14 protein-coding genes and 1 pseudogene are annotated in these 19861 nt (G+C 70.8%); 10 read left to right on the top strand and 5 right to left on the bottom strand.

What is annotated here, in order from left to right; genetic code table 11:
- A partial coding sequence (locus ACFWA7_RS21385) for a protein kinase (protein ID WP_385824576.1) occupies nt 1-1031 on the bottom strand: 1031 nt, incomplete at its 3' end.
- Between the two features lie 268 nt (nt 1032-1299).
- Between ACFWA7_RS21385 and ACFWA7_RS21380 the strand changes: the two genes are divergently transcribed.
- Nucleotides 1300-2025: a hypothetical protein gene (locus tag ACFWA7_RS21380; RefSeq protein WP_385824574.1), complete on the top strand. Its 726-nt coding sequence runs from the start codon at nt 1300-1302 to the stop codon at nt 2023-2025.
- 118 nt (nt 2026-2143) lie between these two features.
- Here ACFWA7_RS21380 and ACFWA7_RS21375 read toward each other — a convergent pair whose 3' ends face one another.
- Nucleotides 2144-2737, bottom strand: coding sequence for a biotin transporter BioY (locus ACFWA7_RS21375; protein WP_385548811.1), 594 nt, complete (start codon nt 2735-2737; stop codon nt 2144-2146).
- A gap of 281 nt (nt 2738-3018) precedes the next feature.
- On the opposite strand from ACFWA7_RS21375, the gene ACFWA7_RS21370 reads away from it, so the two are divergent.
- The 4 genes from ACFWA7_RS21370 (at nt 3019) to ACFWA7_RS21355 (ending at nt 7622) form a co-directional block, all read left to right on the top strand.
- On the top strand, nt 3019-4461 hold the full coding sequence (locus tag ACFWA7_RS21370) for an amino acid permease (protein ID WP_385824572.1): 1443 nt from the start codon (nt 3019-3021) through the stop codon (nt 4459-4461).
- A 195-nt stretch (nt 4462-4656) separates the two neighbouring features.
- Entirely contained in the window at nt 4657-6060 is a 1404-nt protein-coding gene (locus tag ACFWA7_RS21365) for an amino acid permease (RefSeq protein WP_385824570.1), read from the top strand.
- Between the two features lie 150 nt (nt 6061-6210).
- Entirely contained in the window at nt 6211-6852 is a 642-nt protein-coding gene (locus ACFWA7_RS21360) for a superoxide dismutase (RefSeq protein ID WP_385549169.1), read from the top strand.
- Between the two features lie 233 nt (nt 6853-7085).
- Nucleotides 7086-7622, top strand: coding sequence for a DUF4240 domain-containing protein (locus ACFWA7_RS21355; protein WP_385549172.1), 537 nt, complete (start codon nt 7086-7088; stop codon nt 7620-7622).
- 116 nt (nt 7623-7738) lie between these two features.
- On the opposite strand, the gene ACFWA7_RS21350 is transcribed toward ACFWA7_RS21355, so the two are convergent.
- Entirely contained in the window at nt 7739-8401 is a 663-nt protein-coding gene (locus ACFWA7_RS21350; protein ID WP_385549175.1) for a DsbA family protein, read from the bottom strand.
- 134 nt (nt 8402-8535) lie between these two features.
- Here ACFWA7_RS21350 and pepN point away from each other — a divergent pair, with 134 nt between their 5' ends.
- Nucleotides 8536-11115, top strand: coding sequence for an aminopeptidase N (gene pepN, locus ACFWA7_RS21345; protein ID WP_385824568.1), 2580 nt, complete (start codon nt 8536-8538; stop codon nt 11113-11115).
- A 135-nt stretch (nt 11116-11250) separates the two neighbouring features.
- Nucleotides 11251-12330 carry a hypothetical protein gene (locus ACFWA7_RS21340; RefSeq protein WP_385824566.1) on the top strand — a complete coding sequence of 360 codons (1080 nt, stop codon included), beginning with the start codon at nt 11251-11253 and terminating at the stop codon, nt 12328-12330.
- 36 nt (nt 12331-12366) lie between these two features.
- Here the strand turns inward: ACFWA7_RS21340 and ACFWA7_RS21335 are convergent.
- Nucleotides 12367-12552, bottom strand: a pseudogene (locus tag ACFWA7_RS21335) (hypothetical protein); the annotation flags it as partial.
- A 327-nt stretch (nt 12553-12879) separates the two neighbouring features.
- Between ACFWA7_RS21335 and ACFWA7_RS21330 the strand changes: the two are divergent.
- Both ACFWA7_RS21330 and ACFWA7_RS21325 read left to right on the top strand, forming a co-directional pair.
- Nucleotides 12880-13419, top strand: coding sequence for a CGNR zinc finger domain-containing protein (locus ACFWA7_RS21330; RefSeq protein ID WP_385549183.1), 540 nt, complete (start codon nt 12880-12882; stop codon nt 13417-13419).
- A gap of 163 nt (nt 13420-13582) precedes the next feature.
- Nucleotides 13583-16903, top strand: coding sequence for a S8 family serine peptidase (locus ACFWA7_RS21325; RefSeq protein WP_385824564.1), 3321 nt, complete (start codon nt 13583-13585; stop codon nt 16901-16903).
- A gap of 76 nt (nt 16904-16979) precedes the next feature.
- Here the strand turns inward: ACFWA7_RS21325 and ACFWA7_RS21320 are convergent, their stop codons facing one another.
- Nucleotides 16980-18482 (bottom strand): M28 family metallopeptidase, encoded by a 1503-nt coding sequence (locus ACFWA7_RS21320; RefSeq protein ID WP_385824562.1) that lies wholly within the window; start codon nt 18480-18482, stop codon nt 16980-16982.
- 268 nt (nt 18483-18750) lie between these two features.
- On the opposite strand from ACFWA7_RS21320, the gene ACFWA7_RS21315 reads away from it, so the two are divergent.
- Nucleotides 18751-19779: an aspartate-semialdehyde dehydrogenase gene (locus ACFWA7_RS21315; protein WP_385549192.1), complete on the top strand. Its 1029-nt coding sequence runs from the start codon at nt 18751-18753 to the stop codon at nt 19777-19779.
- Nucleotides 19780-19861: the final 82 nt, after the last annotated feature.

The following is a 19861-nucleotide window of genomic DNA, read 5'->3' as shown; positions in this document are numbered from 1 at the left end:
CAGGCGGGGCGCTGACTCGGACCCCGCTGGGAAGCCTCGGCCCCTGGCGGAAGCGTCGGGGCCACGGGCCCTTGCACGGCTGCGGGGGCTTCGTTCCCGGCGTCCCGCGTGGGTGGGGGAGGCGGGGGCGCTCCCGTCCCTGCGTGCCCCGGGCGGCTCTTGGCCCGTTCCGTTGCGGGGTGGGGCTCGTGCGCCGGGGTGGGCGGACTCAGTGACTCCGATGCCTCGGGCGCCGGGCTGTGCGCCGGGACCGCCAGTGTCGGGGTGCGGGCCAGGACCGTGGGTGGGGCCGCTACCGGCATCAGGAGGGTGGTCAACGCGTCCAGGCCGGGGCGGTCGTCCGGGGTCTTCACCAGGAGCGCGGCCAGTGCGGGGGCCAAGGGGCCCGCCGTGCTCGGGAGTTCGGGCTCCTCGTACAGGACCGCGTGCAGCGTCGCCAGCGTCGTCTCGCGGGCGAACGGCGACTGGCCGCCCACCGCCGCGCTCAGCGTCGCGCCCAGGGACCACAGGTCCGACGCCGGACCCTGGGGCCTGCCGCCCACCCGTTCCGGCGCCATGTAGTCCGGCGAGCCGACCAGCATCCCCACCACCGTCAGCGCCGTCGTGTCCTGGATCGCGGCGATGCCGAAGTCCGTCAGGACGATCCTGCCCGTGCGGCTGAGGAGCACGTTGCCCGGCTTGATGTCCCTGTGCAGGACTCCTACCGCGTGCACCTCCCGTAACGCCTCCACCAGGCCCAGACCGATCCGCGCCGCCTCGCGCGGGGTCACCGGGCCGTCCTCGACCAGGAGTTGCTCCAGGGAGCGCGCGTCCACCAGCTCCATCACGATCCAGAGGCGGTCGGACTCCTCCACCACGTCGTAGACGCGCACCACGTTCGGATGGTCGATGCGGGCCGTCGCCCGCGCCTCGCGCAGGGTGCGTTCGCGGCGGATGCGGCTGTCCTCGGCATCGAGGTCGTTCATGCGCATCTCTTTCACGGCGACCCTGCGGTCCAGGATTTCATCGAACGCCCGCCACACCCGCCCCATTCCCCCCTGGCCGATCGTGACGTCGAGTCGGTATCGCCCCGCTACCAATAGCCCCCGAATTCCCGGCATTACCGCCCGCCCCCTCAGCACCTGGTGCGACCAGGACAGAAACACGAACTTGCCACCATCACAGCATAATTCCGCGAAATCTTGTGGGACCCTTCTCAGCACCGCTTTCAGTACGCCAGCCGCCCAACTCGGCTGAGGGGGATGGGAAATGCGTTCGACAAAACACTGGGGATCTCTGGCCGCCGGCCTGTTCGCAGGTTTGCTGCTTTTGCCTTTCGGGGCGGCGGCTTATGCCGCTGATCCGACACCCGGAAGTGATCAGGGCGGGTCGCCCGGGCCCAGCGCCCCGGCCGAGCTCAAGATCTCCACCGAGCTGCCGAAGGAAATCAAGGTCGCCAATTCCTCCGGAAATACCACTCTCACCGCGAAAATCCTCAACAAGGGAACCAAGGACACCGGCCGGATCACCCTCACCGTCCTCGGCCTCGACGGCATGCGGATCACCGGCGTGGACGGATGCGTGACGGTGCCCGAGAACAAGCTGCCGAAGGGGACCAACACCGGATTCGCCTGTGCCATCGACAACTTGGCCGCCGGCGCCGACAAGTCGTACACCGTCTCCGCCACATACGACCTGAAGAAGACCGGAAAGATCTGCCTGCCGGTCACCGAGGGCACCGGCGAGAAACTGCTCTGGCAGCAGGGGCCGGTCCCGTTCGGGACGACCAGGCCGACGCCCAACGCCCCCGACACCCCACTGCTGCTCGGCACCGACAACGTGCCGGCCGCGCCGCCGGGCGGCTCCGCCGGCCCGTCCCCGACCACACCCGGCACTCCCGCCCCGACCCCGCCGTCCCAGCTCCCCAAGACCGGCGTCAACGACGGCGTACTGCCGCTGCTCGCAGCCGCAGGCCTGCTCCTCTTCGTCGGCTCCACCGGCATCTGGTGGGCCAGCACCCGCCAGCACCGCAGGCGTACGCACTGATGAAGCACTGATGAAGCACTGAAGAGGCACTGAAGAGGCACTGACATGACGTACTGACATGCGGAAGGGCCCGGACGCGCTCAGCGCTTCCGGGCCCTTTCCGCCGAGGCACTCTTCGTTACTTGCGGCCCACGAACTTCCACGCCGCCGGCAGCGCCCCCATCGCCAGCGCCGCCTTCAGCGCGTCGCCGAGCAGGAACGGGGTGAGGCCCGCCGCGACCGCCTGGTTCAGGGACATACCGGTCGAGGCGGCCAGGTACGGGACGCCGACCGCGTAGATGATCGCCGAGCCGAGGACCATCGTGCCCGCGGTGCGCGGCACCGAGCGGTCGCCGCCCCGGCGGGCGAGGGCGCCCACGACGGTGGAGGCGAGCAGCATGCCGAGCACGTAACCGAAGGACGCGCCGCCCGCGCCCGAGGTGCCGTTCGCGAACCACGGCATCCCGGCCATGCCGATCAGCGCGTACAGCCCGAGCGAGAGGAAGCCGCGGCGGGCGCCGAGCGAGGTGCCCACCAGCAGGGCCGCGAAGGTCTGGCCGGTGACGGGGACCGGGGAGCCGGGGACGGGCACGGCGATCTGGGCGGCCACGCCGGTGAGCGCCGCCCCGCCGAGCACCAGGGCGATGTCCCGGGTGCGGGCGCCGGGCAGCAGGTCGGCGAGGACCTTTCCGGTACGGGGTGCGGCGGGGGCAGTGACTGTGGTCGTGGCCATCGTGGGCTCCGCGAAGTCGGGGACGGGCAGCGGGATACGTGCTGGGGACAACGGTGACGTTAGCCGAGGGATTCTCACTCGATCACCATCAGCGGCCCACAAAGCGGCGGTTGGGGCCTTGGTGGAGATCACACAAAGGCCGGACTGCTTCCGTCCGATGGCGTGACCCTCGTCACTGGAATGATGAGGAGTACGGACGGTTTTGCGGATACGGCTCGGGCTCGGGGAGACTGTAGGTTCCCCATAAACGATCAGTTGCTGATCCGAGAGTTGCGAGCGCCATGCACGACGGCAAGACCACGGCCGGGGCCACCGCCGCCGACACCGCATCGGTGGAGGCCGAGCCGCTGTCCCACGGGCTGAAGCAGCGCCATCTGACCATGCTGGGCCTGGGCGGGGTGATCGGTGCCGGTCTCTTCGTGGGGTCGGGGGCCGGGATCGCGGTGGCGGGGCCGGGGATCGTCGTCTCGTATCTCATCGCGGGCGCGATCGCGATGCTGGTGATGCGGATGCTCGGCGAGATGTCGTCGGCGATGCCCGCGTCGGGGTCGTTCTCGGTCCACGCCGAGCGGGCGCTCGGCCGGTGGGCCGGGTTCAGCGTCGGCTGGCTGTACTGGTTCCTGCTGGTGGTCGTCCTCGCCGTGGAGGCGACGGGCGCGGCCCAGATCGCCCACGGCTGGGTGCCGGGGATGCCGCAGTGGGCCTGGGTCCTCGCCTTCATGGTCGTCTTCACCGGCGCCAACCTGGCGGCGGTGAAGAACTTCGGCGAGTTCGAGTTCTGGTTCGCGGCGCTCAAGGTCGGCGCGATCGTGCTGTTCCTGGTGCTGGGGCTGCTGGCCGTCTTCGGGGTGCTGCCCGACACCGGGCCGGTGGGGTTCACCAACCTGACCGGGCAGGGCGGCTTCCTGCCCAACGGCTGGGACGGCGTGGTCTCCGGCGTCCTCGCGGTGATCTTCGCCTTCGGCGGCCTTGAGGTCGTCACCATCGCGGCCGCCGAGTCGGACGACCCGGTGCGCGCGGTCGGCCGCGCGGTGCGCAGCGCGGTCTGGCGCATCCTCTTCTTCTATGTGGGCTCGATGCTGGTCATCGTGACCCTGCTGCCGTGGACCTCGATGGAGCCCGGCCACAGCCCGTACGTGGCGGTGCTCGACTCGATCGGCATCCCGGGCGCGGGGCAGATCATGAACGTGGTCGTCTTCGTGGCCCTGCTCTCCGCGCTCAACGCCAATCTGTACGGCTCCTCGCGGATGGTCTTCTCGCTGGCCGAGCGCGGCGAGGCGCCCAAGGGGCTGCTCAAGGTGTCGGGCGGCGGGGTGCCCCGGCGCGCGGTCCTCGCGTCGGTCGCCTTCGGGTTCGTCTCGGTGCTGCTCAATCTGAAGTGGCCCGACTCGGTCTTCCTCTACATGCTCAACGCGGTCGGCGCGGTTCTCCTGTTCGTCTGGGGCCTGATCGCCGTCTCGCAGCTGCGGCTGCGGCCCCGGATCGAGCGCGAGGCCCCGGAGCGGCTCACGCTGCGGATGTGGGCCTTCCCGTGGCTGACGTGGGCGGCGCTCGCGGCGATGGCGGCCGTGCTCGTCCTGATGCTCCTCGACGACGACGCCCGGCCCCAGGTGCTGTGGTCGGCGGGCGCGACGGGCGCGGTGCTCGTGGTCGCCTTCGTACGGGAGTGGCGGGCGAGGACTGTCGAAGCAGCCGAAGCGGCCGACCGATCGTCAGGCCGGTAGTTCAGACCGGTAGTTACGGGCGGGTTTGGCGGGACCCACGAGGGCGGACGTATGCGTTCCGTGGACGAGATGTGTGCAGAGCTTCACGCTGTGTGAGTCGAGTGTCCGGATAGCGGTCTGGTGTTCCCTCTGAGCGGTGCCACATCCAGACTGTGGCTCCCGCCCCCCGTCTCAGCTACTGAACAGGGCCTGCCCATGTCCCGGACAAACGCGCCCGCGACGACCGACGCGCAGCCGAAGGTCGACTCCCCCCTCACCCACGGTCTCAAGCAGCGCCACCTCTCGATGATCGCCCTCGGCGGCGTCATCGGCGCCGGGCTCTTCGTCGGCTCCGGCGCCGGAATCGCCGCCGCCGGCCCCTCGATCGTCCTCGCCTACGGCATATCCGGCGCGCTCGTCATGCTCGTGATGCGCATGCTGGGCGAGATGTCGGCGGCCAACCCCGCATCCGGTTCCTTCTCCGTGCACGCCGACCGGGCCATCGGGCCCTGGGCCGGCTTCACCGCCGGCTGGGCGTTCTGGGTACTGCTCTGCGTCGCGGTCGGCCTGGAGGGCATCGGCGCAGCCAAGATCGTGACCGGCTGGCTGCCCGGTACGCCCGAGTGGGCCTGGGTCGCGCTGTTCATGCTCGTCTTCACCGCCACCAACCTCGCGGCCGTGAAGAACTTCGGCGAGTTCGAGTTCTGGTTCGCGGCGCTCAAGGTCGCCGCCATCACGCTCTTCCTCGTCCTCGGCCTGCTCGCCATCCTCGGCGTCCTGCCGGACACCCCCGCCCCCGGCACCTCGAACCTCACCGGCGAGGGCGGATTCCTGCCCAACGGCTCCGAGGGCCTGGTGCTCGGACTGCTCGCCTCCGTCTTCGCGTACGGCGGCCTGGAGACGGTGACCATCGCGGCCGCCGAGTCCGAGAAGCCGGTGCAGGGCGTCGCCCGCGCCGTGCGCACGGCCATGTGGCGCATCGCCGTCTTCTACATCGGCTCGATGGCGGTCATCGTCACGCTGGTGCCCTGGAACGACAAGACCGTGGTGGAGAAGGGCCCGTACGTGGCCGCGCTCGACCACCTCGGCATCGACGGCGCCGGACAGATCATGAACGTGGTCGTCCTCGTCGCCCTGCTCTCCGCGATGAACGCCAACGTCTACGGCGCGTCCCGCATGGCGTACTCGCTGGTCGAGCGCGGCCAGGGCCCCAAGGCCCTCGGCCGGATCTCCGGCGGTGTGCCGCGCGTCGGGGTGCTGTGCTCCTCGGTCTTCGGCTTCGGGTGCGTGCTGCTGAGCTACTGGCGGCCGGACGACGTCTTCCCCTGGCTGCTGAACATGATCGGCGCGGTGATCCTGGTCGTCTGGATCTTCATCGCCGTCTCCCAGCTGCTGCTGCGCCGGCGCATCGAGCGCGAGACGCCGGAGAAGCTGGTCGTGAAGATGTGGCTGTACCCGGGGCTGACCTGGGTGGCGCTGGTGGCGATGGCCGGGATCTTCATCCTGATGGCCCGTCAGTCCGACACCCGCGACCAGCTGATGGCGACCGGCGCCCTGACCGTGGTCCTGGCCGCCGTCGGCTACGCGCGCCAGCGCATGGGAGCCCGCCAGGAGGCCTGAGCCACCCCGCCCCAAGCCCTGCGTCCCGAGGTCCCAGACCTCGGGACGCAGGGCTTTTCGCCGAGGTCACCCTTGGCTGCGACCGCGCACACCTGCTGGTAGCGTGCACTTGCACATTAGTTGCAATAAGCAGTCGGAGGGGCTTCGGACATGGCCATTTACACGCTTCCTGAACTTCCGTACGACTACGCCGCGCTCGAACCCGTCATCAGCCCGGAGATCATCGAGCTGCACCACGACAAGCACCACGCGGCGTATGTGAAGGGCGCGAACGACACCCTGGAGCAGCTCGCGGAGGCCCGCGACAAGGACGCCTGGGGCTCGGTCAACGGCCTGGAGAAGAACCTCGCGTTCCACCTCTCCGGCCACATCCTGCACTCGATCTACTGGCACAACATGACCGGCGACGGCGGCGGCGAGCCGCTGGACAAGGACGGCACCGGCGAGCTGGCGGACGCCCTCGCCGAGTCCTTCGGCTCCTTCGCCAAGTTCAAGGCCCAGCTGACCAAGGCGGCGGCCACGACGCAGGGTTCGGGCTGGGGCGTCCTCGCGTACGAGCCGGTCAGCGGCCGGCTCGTCGTCGAGCAGATCTACGACCACCAGGGCAACGTCGGCCAGGGCTCTACCCCGGTCCTGGTCTTCGACGCCTGGGAGCACGCCTTCTACCTCCAGTACAGGAACCAGAAGGTGGACTTCATCGAGGCGATGTGGCGCGTCGTCAACTGGCAGGACGTGGCGAGGCGTTACGCCGCCGCGAAGGCCGCGGGGAACACCCTGCTGCTGGTCCCGTAGGACCGAACCCGGCTCCGCCCGGCCCCCTGATCGCCCTGCTCGTGATCGTCTTCTCAGCCTTCGCGTGCGGGCGTAATGAACGGACGGCCCCCGTGAGGACGTGACTCGCGGGGGCCGTTCGCTGCGCCGTTCGCTCCCGTGCGCCCTTCACTCCCGCGCGCCGGTGGAGTGCGCCGGTCCATCACCCCCTCGCCCCGGGCCCGTTGTCAGTGGCGGGTGCCATGCTCGGAGCCATGGACACACAGGAGTTCTGGACGCTCATCGACGACGCCCGCGCGCAGGTGGCACACGCGGCGGACGCCGAGGCGGTCGCGGCGCGGGCCGCGGCCCTGCTCTCGGCCAGGCCGGTCGACGAGATAGTGGCATTCCAGCAGGTCTTCTGGGACCTGATGGCCGCCTCCTACCGCCAGCCGCTCTGGGCCGCGGCGTACACGATCAACGGCGGGTGCTCGGATGACGGGTTCGACTGTTTCAGGGGCTGGCTGATCGCGCAGGGGCGCGAGGTGTTCGACCACGCGGTGGCCGACCCGGACGGGCTCGCGGGCCTGAGCGCCGTGCGGGACGCGGCGGTGGAGGGCTGGGAGATGGAATGCGAGGAGGCGCTCGGCATCGCCTGGGACGCGCACCTGGCCGCGACCGGCAAGGAACTCCCCGGCGACAGCTTCACGATCCGCTACCCGGAACTGGACCCGGGCTGGGACTTCGACTTCGACGACACGGGGGAGATGGCGAGGCGCCTGCCGCGCCTGGCGGCGCTGTACGGGGAGTAGGCGGGACGGGGCGGGGAGTAGGCGGGACGGGGAGTAGGCGGGGGTGCGGCACGGCCCCCGCGAGTGCGTGCCTCGCGGGGGCCGTGCCTGAACGACGGGGGCGCCGGGGCGCCGGATCAGTCGAAGATCGGGCGCTGGGTGCGCGTGCGCTTGATCTCGTAGAAGCCCGGGGTCGAGGCGACCAGGAGCGTGCCGTCCCACAGGCGTGCGGCGGCTTCGCCCTTGGGGGCCGGGGTGACGACCGGGCCGAAGAAGGCGATCTGCTCGCCGTCCGCGCCGGGCACGGCGATGACCGGGGTGCCGACCTCCTGGCCGACCTTGTCTATGCCCTCCTTGTGGGAGGCGCGCAGCTCCGCGTCGAACTCGTAGGCGCTGTTGTCGACGTCCGCGTGGTCGGCGAGCTCGGCGGGCAGGCCGACCTCCTCCAGGGCGGCGACGAGGACCTCGCGGCCGGAGCCGAGGTCCTGGTTGTGGAAGCGGGTGCCGAGCGCGGTGTACAGCTTGCCGACGACCTCCTCGCCGTACTTCTGCTGCGCGGCCATGACGACCTGGACCGGGCCCCAGGCCCGGGTCGTCAGGAACTCGCGGTAGGAGTCGGGCAGGTCGTCGAGCCTGTCCTCGTTGAGGACGCCCAGGCTCATCACGTGCCAGCGGACCTCGACATCACGGACCTTCTCGACCTCCAGCATCCAGCGGGACGTCATCCAGGCCCAGGGACAGAGCGGGTCGAACCAGAAGTCGACAGGGGTCTTCCCGGTCTGGGGCACGGTCTCGGACATGTCTCTCCTCATCGGGTCACACCAGGAAATCAACCAAGGGAACACCTCCGGCCACCCGCCGCATTCCCGCGTGTCCGCGGCCCGGCGGGCATGACAGGATCGGTGCTGTTCGAACGAGACACGAAGGAGTGCCCGTGCCCGGTGAGAATCTGTCCCGCGACGAGGCCCGTGAACGGGCTGATCTGCTGTCCGTCGACGGGTACGACGTCGCCCTCGATCTGCGGTCCGCGATCGGGGACGCCCCGGACGGGCCGAGGACGTTCCGCTCGGTCACCACGATCCGGTTCCGCTGCGCGCGGCCGGGCGCGGAGTCCTTCGCGGATCTGGTCGCGCCGTCGGTGAACGCGGTCACCCTCAACGGCAAGCCGCTGGATCCGGCCGCGGTCTTCGACGGCACCCGGGTGGCGCTCGCGGACCTGGCGGCGGAGAACGTGCTGGTGGTGGACGCGAACTGTGCGTACAGCCGCACCGGCGAGGGTCTGCACCGGTTCGTCGACCCCGAGGACGGCGAGGTCTACCTCTACACCCAGTACGAGCCGGCCGACTCCCGGCGGGTGTTCGCGAACTTCGAGCAGCCCGACCTGAAGGCCCCCTACCGCTTCGAGGCGACGGCGCCCGAGGGCTGGACGGTGTGGTCCAACGGCGAGGGCGCCCGGGGCGAGGACGGGGTCTGGCGGTTCGCCGAGACCAAGCCGATCTCCACGTACATCACGTGCGTGGTGGCGGGGCCGTACCACTACGTGACGGACACCTACCGCCGCACCTTCGACGACGGCACCACGCTGGAGATCCCGCTCGGCGCGATGTGCCGCAAGGGCCTGGCCCGGCACTTCGACGCGGACGACGTGTTCCTCGTCACCAAGCAGGGCTTCGACTTCTTCCACGACCAGTTCGACTACCCGTACCCGTTCGGCAAGTACGACCAGGCCTTCGTACCGGAGTACAACCTCGGGGCGATGGAGAACCCGGGGCTGGTGACCTTCCGCGAGGAGTTCATCTTCCGGGGCAAGGTGACCCAGGCCGCCTACGAGCGGCGGGCCAACGTCATCCTGCACGAGATGGCGCACATGTGGTTCGGCGACCTGGTCACCATGCGGTGGTGGGACGACCTGTGGCTGAAGGAGTCGTTCGCCGACTTCATGGGCAGCTTCTCGCAGGTCGAGGCGACCCGGTTCACCAACGGCTGGATCACCTTCGCCAACGGCCGCAAGTCCTGGGCGTACCGCGCGGACCAGCTGCCGTCCACGCACCCGATCACGGCCGACATCCGTGACCTGGAGGACGCCAAGCTCAACTTCGACGGCATCACCTACGCCAAGGGCGCCTCGGTCCTCAAGCAGCTGGTGGCGTACGTGGGGCGCGACGACTTCCTGGAGGGCGCCCGGCGCTACTTCAAGAACCACGCCTACGGGAACACGCGCCTGGGCGACCTGCTGTCGGTCCTGGAAGAGGTCTCAGGGCGGGACATGACGTCCTGGTCGCGGTCCTGGCTGCAGACGGCGGGCGTCAACTCGCTCACCCCGGTGGTCACTTACGACGCGGGCGGGCGCATCACCGAGCTCGCCGTGGTCCAGGGGGCCGTCGAGGCGCATCCGACGCTGCGCCCGCACCGGGTCGCCGTCGGCCTCTACCGCTCCGAGGCGGGCTCCCTCGTGCGGTACGCGCGCGCCGAGGTCGACGTGGACGGGCCGCGCACGGTGGTGGCGGAGCTGACCGGGGCCGAGCGTCCCGAGCTGGTCCTGGTCAACGACGACGACCTCACGTACTGCAAGATCCGCTTCGACGAGGGCTCGCTCGCCACGCTCCGCGCCCACCTCGGCGACATCACCGACCCGCTGGCGCGCGCGCTGTGCTGGTCGGCGCTGTGGAACCTGACGCGGGACGCGCTCATGCCCGCGCGGGACTTCATCAGCCTGGTACTGGCCCACTCCGGGCGCGAGACGGACATCGGCGTGCTCCAGATGCTGCACGCCTGGGCCCGCTCGGCGCAGACGTACTACGCGGCGCCCGAGTGGCGCGAGCAGGGCGGGCGGCTGCTGGCCGAGGGCGCGCTGCGTGAGCTGCGGATCGCGGCTGCGGGCAGCGAGCACCAGCTGGCCTGGGCCCGTTTCTTCGCCTCCACGGCGACGGCCGACGCCGACTTCCAGCTCCTCGAAGGGCTCCTTGAGGGGAGCGCGAAGATCGACGGCCTGGAGGTCGACCAGGAACTGCGCTGGGTGCTCCTGGAGCCGCTGGCCGCGCACGGCCGCGCCGACGAGTCGGTGATCGGCGCCGAGCTCGCCCGCGACGACACCGCCTCCGGCAAGCGCCACCAGGTGCGGTGCCTGGCGGCCCGGCCGTCGGCGGCGGTCAAGGCGCAGGCGTGGGCGCAGGTCGTCGAGTCCGACTCGCTCTCGAACGCGCTGGTGGAGGCCACCATCGCCGGTTTCGGCCAGCCCTCGCAGCGCGAGCTGGTCGCTCCGTACGCACCGAAGTACTTCGAGGTGATCGAGCGCCTGTGGGCCGAGCGGTCCATCCAGATCGGCATGGACGTCGTCCGGGGGCTCTTCCCGAGCCTGCGGGACAACCGGTCGACGCTCGATTCCACGGACGAATGGCTGACCGCCCACCCGGACGCGGCCCCGGCGCTGCGCCGGCTGGTCCTGGAGGCCCGTGACGACCTGGCCCGCACCCTGCGCGGCCAGGCCTGCGACGCGGCGGCCGCCGCCCGCTGACGTTCGACGGGGGCCCGGCGACGGGCCCCCTGATCGGCACTCGAACGCCCGTACTTTAGGACGGGCTTGTCCGGAATTGTCGACGAGCTTGTAACAGCGGTTAAGGGCCGCTCCGGGCGCGGAACACCCCCCGGCATGAACCACAACACCCCGACCTTCGGCGGCGAGACCCCCTCCCCGCTCTCCCCGCGCCCCCTCAGTCACCTCACCGATGTGCACCGGCGCGTCTACTCCGCGGCCCAGCTGCGCGCCCACGGCGTCCCCGCCTCCAGCGCCGCCGCCCAGTGCCGCCCCGGCGGCCCCTGGCAGCAACTGCTGCCCGGGGTCTACGTGTTGCACCCGGGGCCGCCCACCGGCGAGGAGCGCCTGCACGCGGCCCTGCTGTACGCGGGGCGCCCGGCCCCCGAGCGCGCCAAGGCGATCCCGGTCCAGGGCCAGGCGCACGCGGCGCTCTGCGACGCGGTCGTCACCGGGCTCGCCGCGCTCGCCCTGCACCGCTTCTCCTCCGCTCCCCCGCTGCTCTCGCTCGACCGGATCGACGTGCTGGTGCCGCGCACCCGGCGGCTGCGCTCGACCGGCTGTGTGCGCCTGGTGCGGGCGCCTGCGATGCCGGTGCCGGAGCCGGTGGCCGGGGTGCCGGTGGCGCCGGTGCCGAGGGCGCTGGCGGACGCGGTGGCCCAGCTCACCGACGCGCACGTGGTACGCCGGCTGCTCACCGAGGCCGTACGCGGCGGGCACTGCGAACCGGCCGCTCTCGTACGGGAGTTGACGCAGGCGCGGCTGCTGACGCGGGCGCACGTGGTGGACGCGGTGGACTCGCTGCTCGCCGAGGGGCGGGCCATCGCCGAGAACCGCCTCTACGAGATGGTGCGCACCCACGAACTGCCCGAACCGCTGTGGAACGTGGACCTGCGACTGCCGGGCGGGCCGCGCATCGGGGGCGTGGACGCGTACTGGCCGGACCAGGCGGTGGCGGTGGAGCTCGACACCCGGGCGCCGCGCCAGGGGCGCCGGCGCCAGGAGGACGAGGACGAGCTGTGGTGCGAGTACACGCGCAGGCGCGAGACGCTGGAGCGGCTGGGGATCACCGTCGTCCACCTCACGCCCAGGAAGCTGCGCGAGGCGATGGAGCAGCAGGCGACCGTGGTGCGCACCGCCCTGATGGCGTCGGCGGACCGGGAGCCCGCCGCGTACGTGGTGGTGCTCCCCCAGTGAACAGGGGAGCACCACAAGGCCACTTGACGGGCTTGGTCACTTGACCGGCTTGGCCGCCGGTGCGGTCCCGCAGAACTCGGCGACCACGACCGCCGCGCTGTCGCCCGACCAGTCGCCGTTGAAGTTGAACGCCAGTGAGTGGCGCCCGTCCTTCGTCGTGAGCGCCTCGGAGGACGAGCCGTGGATCCCGCCGCCGTGGCCCCAGACCTCGGTGCCGCAGGGCGGCTTGTTCACCATCAGACCGGTTTCAGCCGATCCTGAACCCGCCGGGGAGGGCCGGCCGGTGAGCAGCCGGGCGCGGACCACCGCGGCGGGCTCGCCCCCTCCGACCGCACCGCGCGCTCGACCGCCCCGCGCGCGCTCGACCGCCCCGCGCGCTCGACCGCCCCGCGCGAAGGCGGGGATTCCGGGCGAGGTCAACTAACTGCTCAATTGAAGGTTAGGGGTTAGATACCTCAGATGCAACCGGTCACGTAACCTTGAGGGGTTAGCTCCGCCACCGGCGCCGCCTCAGCGACGCCGCACCGCCGCCCACGAGAGGAGCCCGGGATGTCCGCGCCCGATCCGCGCCCGCTCACCGGAGAGCCCGTCTCCCTCGACCTGCTGAACACGCGCTGGATGCACGACGGGGAGCGCCAGGACCTGCTGGTCTCCGTCGACGGGCTCGCCGTCTGGCTCGCCGCCACCGGCCTCGACGCCCGCTTCCCCGCCGACGAAGCCGCGCTCGGGCCGCTGCTGCGGGCCCGGGAGGCGCTGCTGCGGGCCGTGGAGAACCCCGGCGACCCGGCGGCGGCGGACGTCGACGCCATCCTCGAACACGGCCGCATTCGCGCCACCTTGTCCGCCGAAGGGCCGGGCGAGCGGGCCGAGTTCGCCGATCCGGCGTGGGGGCCCGCCTGGACGGCCGCGCGCGACTACCTCGATCTGCTGCGCACCGCGCCGGACCGGATCCGCGCCTGCGCCCATGACGCGTGCATCCTGCACTTCTTCGACATCTCGCGGAACGGGACGCGCCGTTGGTGCTCGATGGCCGCGTGCGGCAACCGTGCGAAGGCGTCCCGTCACTACGCCCGCACCCGCGAGGGCTGATTCGCCCCGTTTCACCCCGCCTGGCGCCCGTTGGCGTATGGCGGGATTACGCCATGTCCGATTCCGGGTCCAGTCAACTCTCCACAAACAACGGTCATATACGAAATGCTCAGCGGTCATCCGGCCCCGTATTCCGGACCCTTTCTGACCATTAGGGAAGCTGATGACCTCCGATTCACCGCGCGCCACACCCGGCGCTAGACGCACGGCCCAGATAGCGGCCGCGGCCGGCATGGTGGCCGCGCTCGTCGCCGCGGGCGCCGCCCCCGTCTTCGCCTCCGGGACGGCCGATCCGACGCCCGCTCCGGTGAAGTCCACCCCCGCGAAATCCGCGGCGGACCCCGCGGACAAGCTCGGCGCGGCCGACGAGCAGCGGCTCGCCGACGCCCGGGCCAAGGGCGAGAAGACCGTCACCGTGATGGTGGCGACCGCCCCCGGCGCCACCGGCGCCGTCTCGCACCAGCTCGACTCGGTGCCCGGCGCCACCGTCGGCAAGACCGACGACAAGCTCGGCTATGTGCGGGCCACCCTGCCGACCGGCACCGCGGAGTCGGCCCTGAAGGCCGCCGCGAAGCTGCCCTCGGTCCACGGGATCGACCTCAAGCAGGAGATCCAGCTCGACGACCCGACCCCGTCGGCCGACAGCGCCAAGGGCGCCGCCGCCCCGCGCAAGTCGCTCTCGGGCTCGTTCGCGGCGCCGGGCAAGGACACGCCCGCGAAGAACCCGTACAACCCGTCCTTCGAGACGGGCGCGGTCGACTTCGTCAAGCAGCACCCCAAGGCCGACGGCCGCGGCATCACCATCGGCGTCCTCGACTCGGGCGTGGACCTGGGCCACCCGGCGCTGCAGAAGACCACCACCGGCGAGCGCAAGATCGTCGACTGGGTCACCGCGACCGACCCGGTGGCCGACGCCGACGGCACCTGGCGCCGGATGAACACCGCCGTCGCCGGCCCGGAGTTCACCTTCCAGGGCCGCAGCTGGAAGGCCCCGGCGGGCTCGTACGACGTGAGCCTCTTCTCGGAGAAGATCACCGCGGGCGGCGACGCCAAGGGCGACCTGAACCGCGACGGCGACACCACCGACACCTGGGGCGTGCTCTACGACCCGGTCGCCGGGACCGTCCGCGTGGACCTCAACAACAACGGTGACTTCACCGACGACGAGGCCATGAAGCCGTACAAGGACGGCTACCAGGTCGGCTACTTCGGTACGGACAACCCGGCGACCGACGTCGTCGAGCGGATGCCGTTCACGGTCGAGATCCGCAAGGACGTGAAGTACGACGCGGCCGGGCACACCTCCGACTACGTCAACATCGGCGTCATCGAGTCCGAGCACGGCACCCACGTCGCGGGCATCACCGCCGCGAACGGCCTGTTCGGCGGCAAGATGAGCGGCGCCGCTCCCGGCGCCAAGATCGTCTCCTCGCGGGCCTGCAACTGGTCCGGCGGCTGCACCAACATCGCGCTGACCGAGGGCATGATCGACCTGGTCACCAACCGCCACGTCGACATCGTCAACATGTCGATCGGCGGTCTGCCGGCGCTCAACGACGGCAACAACGCGCGCTCCGAGCTCTACAAGCGCCTGATCGACAGCTACGGCGTCCAGCTGGTCATCTCGGCCGGCAACGAGGGCCCCGGCGTCAACACCATCGGCGACCCGGGCCTGGCGGACCACGTCATCTCGGTCGGCGCCACCATCTCGCAGCAGACCTGGGCCGCCAACTACGGCTCCAACGTGTCGAAGAAGTACGACATGATGCCGTTCTCCTCGCGCGGTCCGCGTGAGGACGGCGGCTTCACGCCGACCCTGTCGGCGCCGGGTGCCGCGATCAACACCACGCAGACGTGGCTGCCGGGCTCCCCGGTCAAGGAGTCGGGCTACTCGCTCCCCGCCGGCTACTCGATGCTCCAGGGCACCTCGATGGCCTCGCCGCAGGCGACGGGCGCCGCGGCCCTGCTGCTCTCGGCCGCCAAGCAGAAGCACCTCGACCTGGCCCCGGCCGACCTGCGCACCGCGCTGACGTCGACGGCCAAGCACATCAAGGGTGTTCAGGCGTACGCCGAGGGCGCGGGCCTGATCGACATCGTCGACGCCTGGGACGCGATCCAGGACGGCGCCACCGCCCATGAGTACAGCGTCAAGGCGCCGGTGAAGACCGCGATCGACTTCGCGCTGAAGACGCCGGGCTTCGGCACCGGCATCTACGACCGCGAGGGCGGCCTCAAGGCGGGCGAGAAGAAGACGTACGAGGTCACGGTCACCCGCACCACGGGCCCGGACAAGGCCGTCAAGCACAAGCTGTCGATCAGGAACAACGACGGCACCTTCAAGGTCCTGGGCTCCGACGAGGTCGCGCTGGCGCTGAACACGCCGGTCACCGTCAAGGTGCAGGCGCAGCCGAAGTCGGCGGGCGTGCACAGCGCCATCCTGGAGGTGAACGACAAGCGGACCAAGGGCGTGGACCAGCAGATCCTCGCCACCGTGATCGTCTCCAAGCCGCTGGCCAAGCCGTCGTACACCTTCACGGACTCGTCCTCGGTGCAGCGCAACAGCACCAAGTCGTACTTCGTGACCGTCCCGGCGGGCGCCAAGGCCCTTGAGGTCTCCATGGGCGCGCTGCGCTCGGGCAGCCAGACCCGGTTCATCGCGATCCACCCGTACGGTGTGCCGGTCGACGACACGGGGACGCCCAACTGCTACCCGAACTACGACAACCCGGCCAACAAGTGCCGCCCCGACCTGCGCTCCTACGCGGACCCGCAGCCCGGTGTGTGGGAGATCGAGGTCGAGTCGCGCCGTACGTCGCCGTACCTCGACAACCCGTACAAGCTGGATGTCGCGCTGCTCGGCGCCGCCTTCGACCCGGCCGTGAAGACGGTCCCGGAGGCCAAGGTCGGCACCTCGACCCCGGTCGAGTGGAAGGTCACCAACGGCTTCGCCGCCATCGACGGCAAGCTGCAGGGCGGCTCGCTGGGCTCCGCGAAGGTCGCCAAGCCGACCATCAAGGCCGGTGAGCTCCAGACGAGCACGCTGACCATCGGCGAGGGCGTGGAGCGCCTCGACGTCGCCATCGGCGGCGTCTCGGACACCGCGGCCGACCTGGACCTCGCGGTCCTCAAGGACGGCGTGCAGGTCGGCTCGTCCGCGGACGGCGACTCCGAGGAGGCCGTCAGCCTGCTGAAGCCGGCCGCCGGCACCTACACCATCCAGGTCGCGGGCTACGCGGTCCCGTCCGGGACGACGACGTACAACTACCGCGACGTGTACTACGCGCCGTCGCTCGGCACCGTCAAGGTCGACGACTCGAAGACGGTCAAGCTCGCCAACGGCGCCACGGCGACCGTCGGCGCGCAGGTCCTGGTGAGCGGCGCGGCCCCCGAGGGACGCCAGTTCTTCGGCGAGGTCAAGCTGGTCAACGCGCGCGGCACCGCCGCGGGCACCGGCAGCGTCGTGATCGAGAAGGTCACGCCGTAACGGTGTAAGTCACGCGAAGGGGCCCGGCGTTCACGACGAACGCCGGGCCCTTTCGCGTGGGTACGCGCGTACGGGCTCAGCCCTTGAGCGAGCTCAGGTCCTGGGCGTACGTGCCGACCGCGTGCGCGATGACGTCGATGTTGAGGTCGAAGTACTTGCGGTCGATGTTCTTCAGGGTGTCACCGGCCGCGTGGTAGTTGGCGTCGTAGGGCTGCTTGGCCGTGCCGCCCGCCTTGGCCGCCTGCTCCTCGGTCTTGAGGCCCTCGGCGCCGGTGAAGGTGCCGCCCGCCGGGATGCCCTGCTCGATGAACGGGCCGTAGTCGGAGCGGCCGTCGAAGTCGGTGCCCCAGTGTGGGACGCGCTTCTTGTCCAGGTAGCCGTTGATGAGCCGCTCGATCTGGGCGGATCCGGCCGGGCCCGCGCCCTCGCCCACGTGGTCGGAGTCGTCGCCGTCGTAGACGAGCTCGGCCGGGTTGGGCGAGCCGATCATGTCGAAGTTGAGGTACAGCTTGATCTGCTGCTTCTGCTTGTCGTCAAGGGACTTGACGTAGTGCTCGGAGCCCAGCAGGCCCAGCTCCTCGCCCGACCACCAGGCGAACCGCACCTTGTTGGCGGTGGGCTTGGGGTGCTTCCTGGTCTGCTCGGTCTCCTTGGCGAGCTTGAGCGCGACTTCGAGCAGACCGGCCGAGCCGGAGCCGTTGTCGTTGATGCCGGGTCCGGCCGGGACCGAGTCGAGGTGGCTGCCGAGCGCGACGACGTTCGCCGGGTCGCCGCCCCTGGTCTCGGCGATCACGTTGCGGGTCTGGTGGGCGACGGCCTCGGTGGCGACGTCCAGGGTGACGGTGACGTCGCCCTTGGCGACCTGCGCGGCCAGTGCCTCGCCGTCGGCGAGCGAGATGCCGGTGGCCGGGATGTGCGCGTTGGCGGGGTCACTGACGGTGCCGCGGACGGGGGCGTCGCCGGAGTGGTTGTAGAGGATGATCCCGGCGGCGCCCGCCTCGGCCGCGACGGCCTCCTTCTGCTGGAAGGTGCAGCTGCCGCGCTTGACCAGGGCGATCTTGCCGGTGAAGGTGTCCGACGCGTAGTCGTCGAGCGCGCAGCCCGGGGTGGCGTCGACACGGGCCGCCTTGACCTGGGCGGTGAGGCCGCCGGCCGGGCTCGCCTTGCTGAACTGGTAGGCGGTGGTCTTCAGCTCGCGCGGCGCGGGCGAGAGCACGGTGAGCTTCTCGCGCAGGGTCTTGGACTCGTAGATGTCGAAGTCCTGGTACGAGACGTCGTACCCGGCCCTCTTGAGCTGTCCGTAGACGTACGCGGCCGAGGCGTCGTAGCCGGGCGTGCCCGCGGCGCGGTTGCCGCCGTTGGCGTCGGCGATCTTCTGGAACTGCTCCAGGTGGCGGTAGGCGCTCTCCCCCGACGCCTGCGACACCAGCTTCCTGGCGAGCCGCTCCGCCTGCTTCTGCGGGTCCTTGCGGTCGTGGGAGTGGCCCTGCGGGTGGGCGACGGCCGGGCTTGCGGCCGCCAGGAGTACGGGGGCTACGGCCAGGACCGCTATGGCCCGGCTGCGGCGGGATGCGCGCACGAGTTCCTCCGGAATACGGGTGCTGGTGACCGTTTATCGGTCCCGACCGCAGGACCGTAACCAGCGAAAGGGCCGTCCGGGGGCATTCCGGGGCGGATGCAACAGAGCTGCCATGAACTCGTCACAAGTGGGAAGGGATCTCCCGCTTACCTGTCCGGCCGGCCTCCGGGCCGTCCCATCCCCCGGACAATGGATTGGACAAGTCCGCCGGGCGCCGACGCATGATGGAGGCGCCCGAGCCGTACATGCACGTACAAAAGGAGTCACCGTGAGGGTCGGAATCGTCGGAGCCACCGGACAGGTCGGCGGAGTCGTGCGCACCATCCTCGCCGAGCGGAAGTTTCCGGTCGACGAGCTGCGCCTGTTCGCCTCCGCGCGGTCCGCGGGCTCCACCCTCACGTGGGAGGGCCGGGAGATCACCATCGAGGACGCGTCCACGGCCGACTACACCGGCCTGGACATCGTGATCTTCTCGGCGGGCGGCGCGACGTCGCGCGCGCTGGCGGAGAAGGTCGCCGGGCAGGGCGCCGTCGTGATCGACAACTCGTCGGCGTGGCGGGGCGACCCCGAGGTACCGCTGGTGGTCTCCGAGGTGAACCCGGAAGCGATCAAGGACCGCCCCAAGGGGATCATCGCCAACCCGAACTGCACCACGATGGCCGCGATGCCGGTGCTGCGGCCGCTCCACGAGGAGGCCGGGCTGACCGCGATGGTCGCCACGACCTACCAGGCCGTGTCCGGCTCCGGCCTCGCGGGCGTGGCGGAGCTGCACACCCAGGCGTGCGCCGTGGCCGAGTCGGCGGACCAGCTCGCCTTCGACGGGGACGCGGTGTCGTTCCCGGAGCCCGGCGTCTACAAGCGCCCGATCGCCTTCAACGTGCTGCCGCTGGCCGGGTCGATCGTGGACGACGGGTCGTACGAGACGGACGAGGAGCAGAAGCTCCGCAAGGAGTCCCGCAAGATCCTCGGCATCCCGGACCTGAAGGTGTCCGGCACGTGCGTGCGCGTCCCGGTCTTCTCGGGCCACTCGCTCCAGGTGAACGCGCGCTTCTCGCGGGCGATCGGGGTGGAGCGGGCGTACGAGCTCCTGGCCTCGGCTCCCGGCGTCGAACTCTCGGAGATTCCGACGCCGCTGGAGGCCGCGGGCAAGGACGCGTCGTATGTGGGCCGCATCCGGGTCGACGAGACCGTGGAGAACGGTCTCGCGCTGTTCCTGTCCAACGACAACCTCCGCAAGGGGGCTGCGCTGAACGCGGTCCAGATCGCGGAACTGGTGGCGGAGGAGCTGCGCGGCTAGCCCGCGGGGTTCTTTTTGGCCCCACCCCGCCCCTTCACCTAGACCCTCCGGGGGTGGGTGGGGGGCGGAGGGTGGTTTCGGG

The sequence above is a fragment of the Streptomyces sp. NPDC059994 genome (genome assembly GCF_042737755.1).
Taxonomy (GTDB): Bacteria; Actinomycetota; Actinomycetes; order Streptomycetales; family Streptomycetaceae; genus Streptomyces.
The sequence above is the reverse complement of the archived record's forward strand: the minus strand, read 5'-3'. Positions and strand labels throughout refer to the sequence as shown.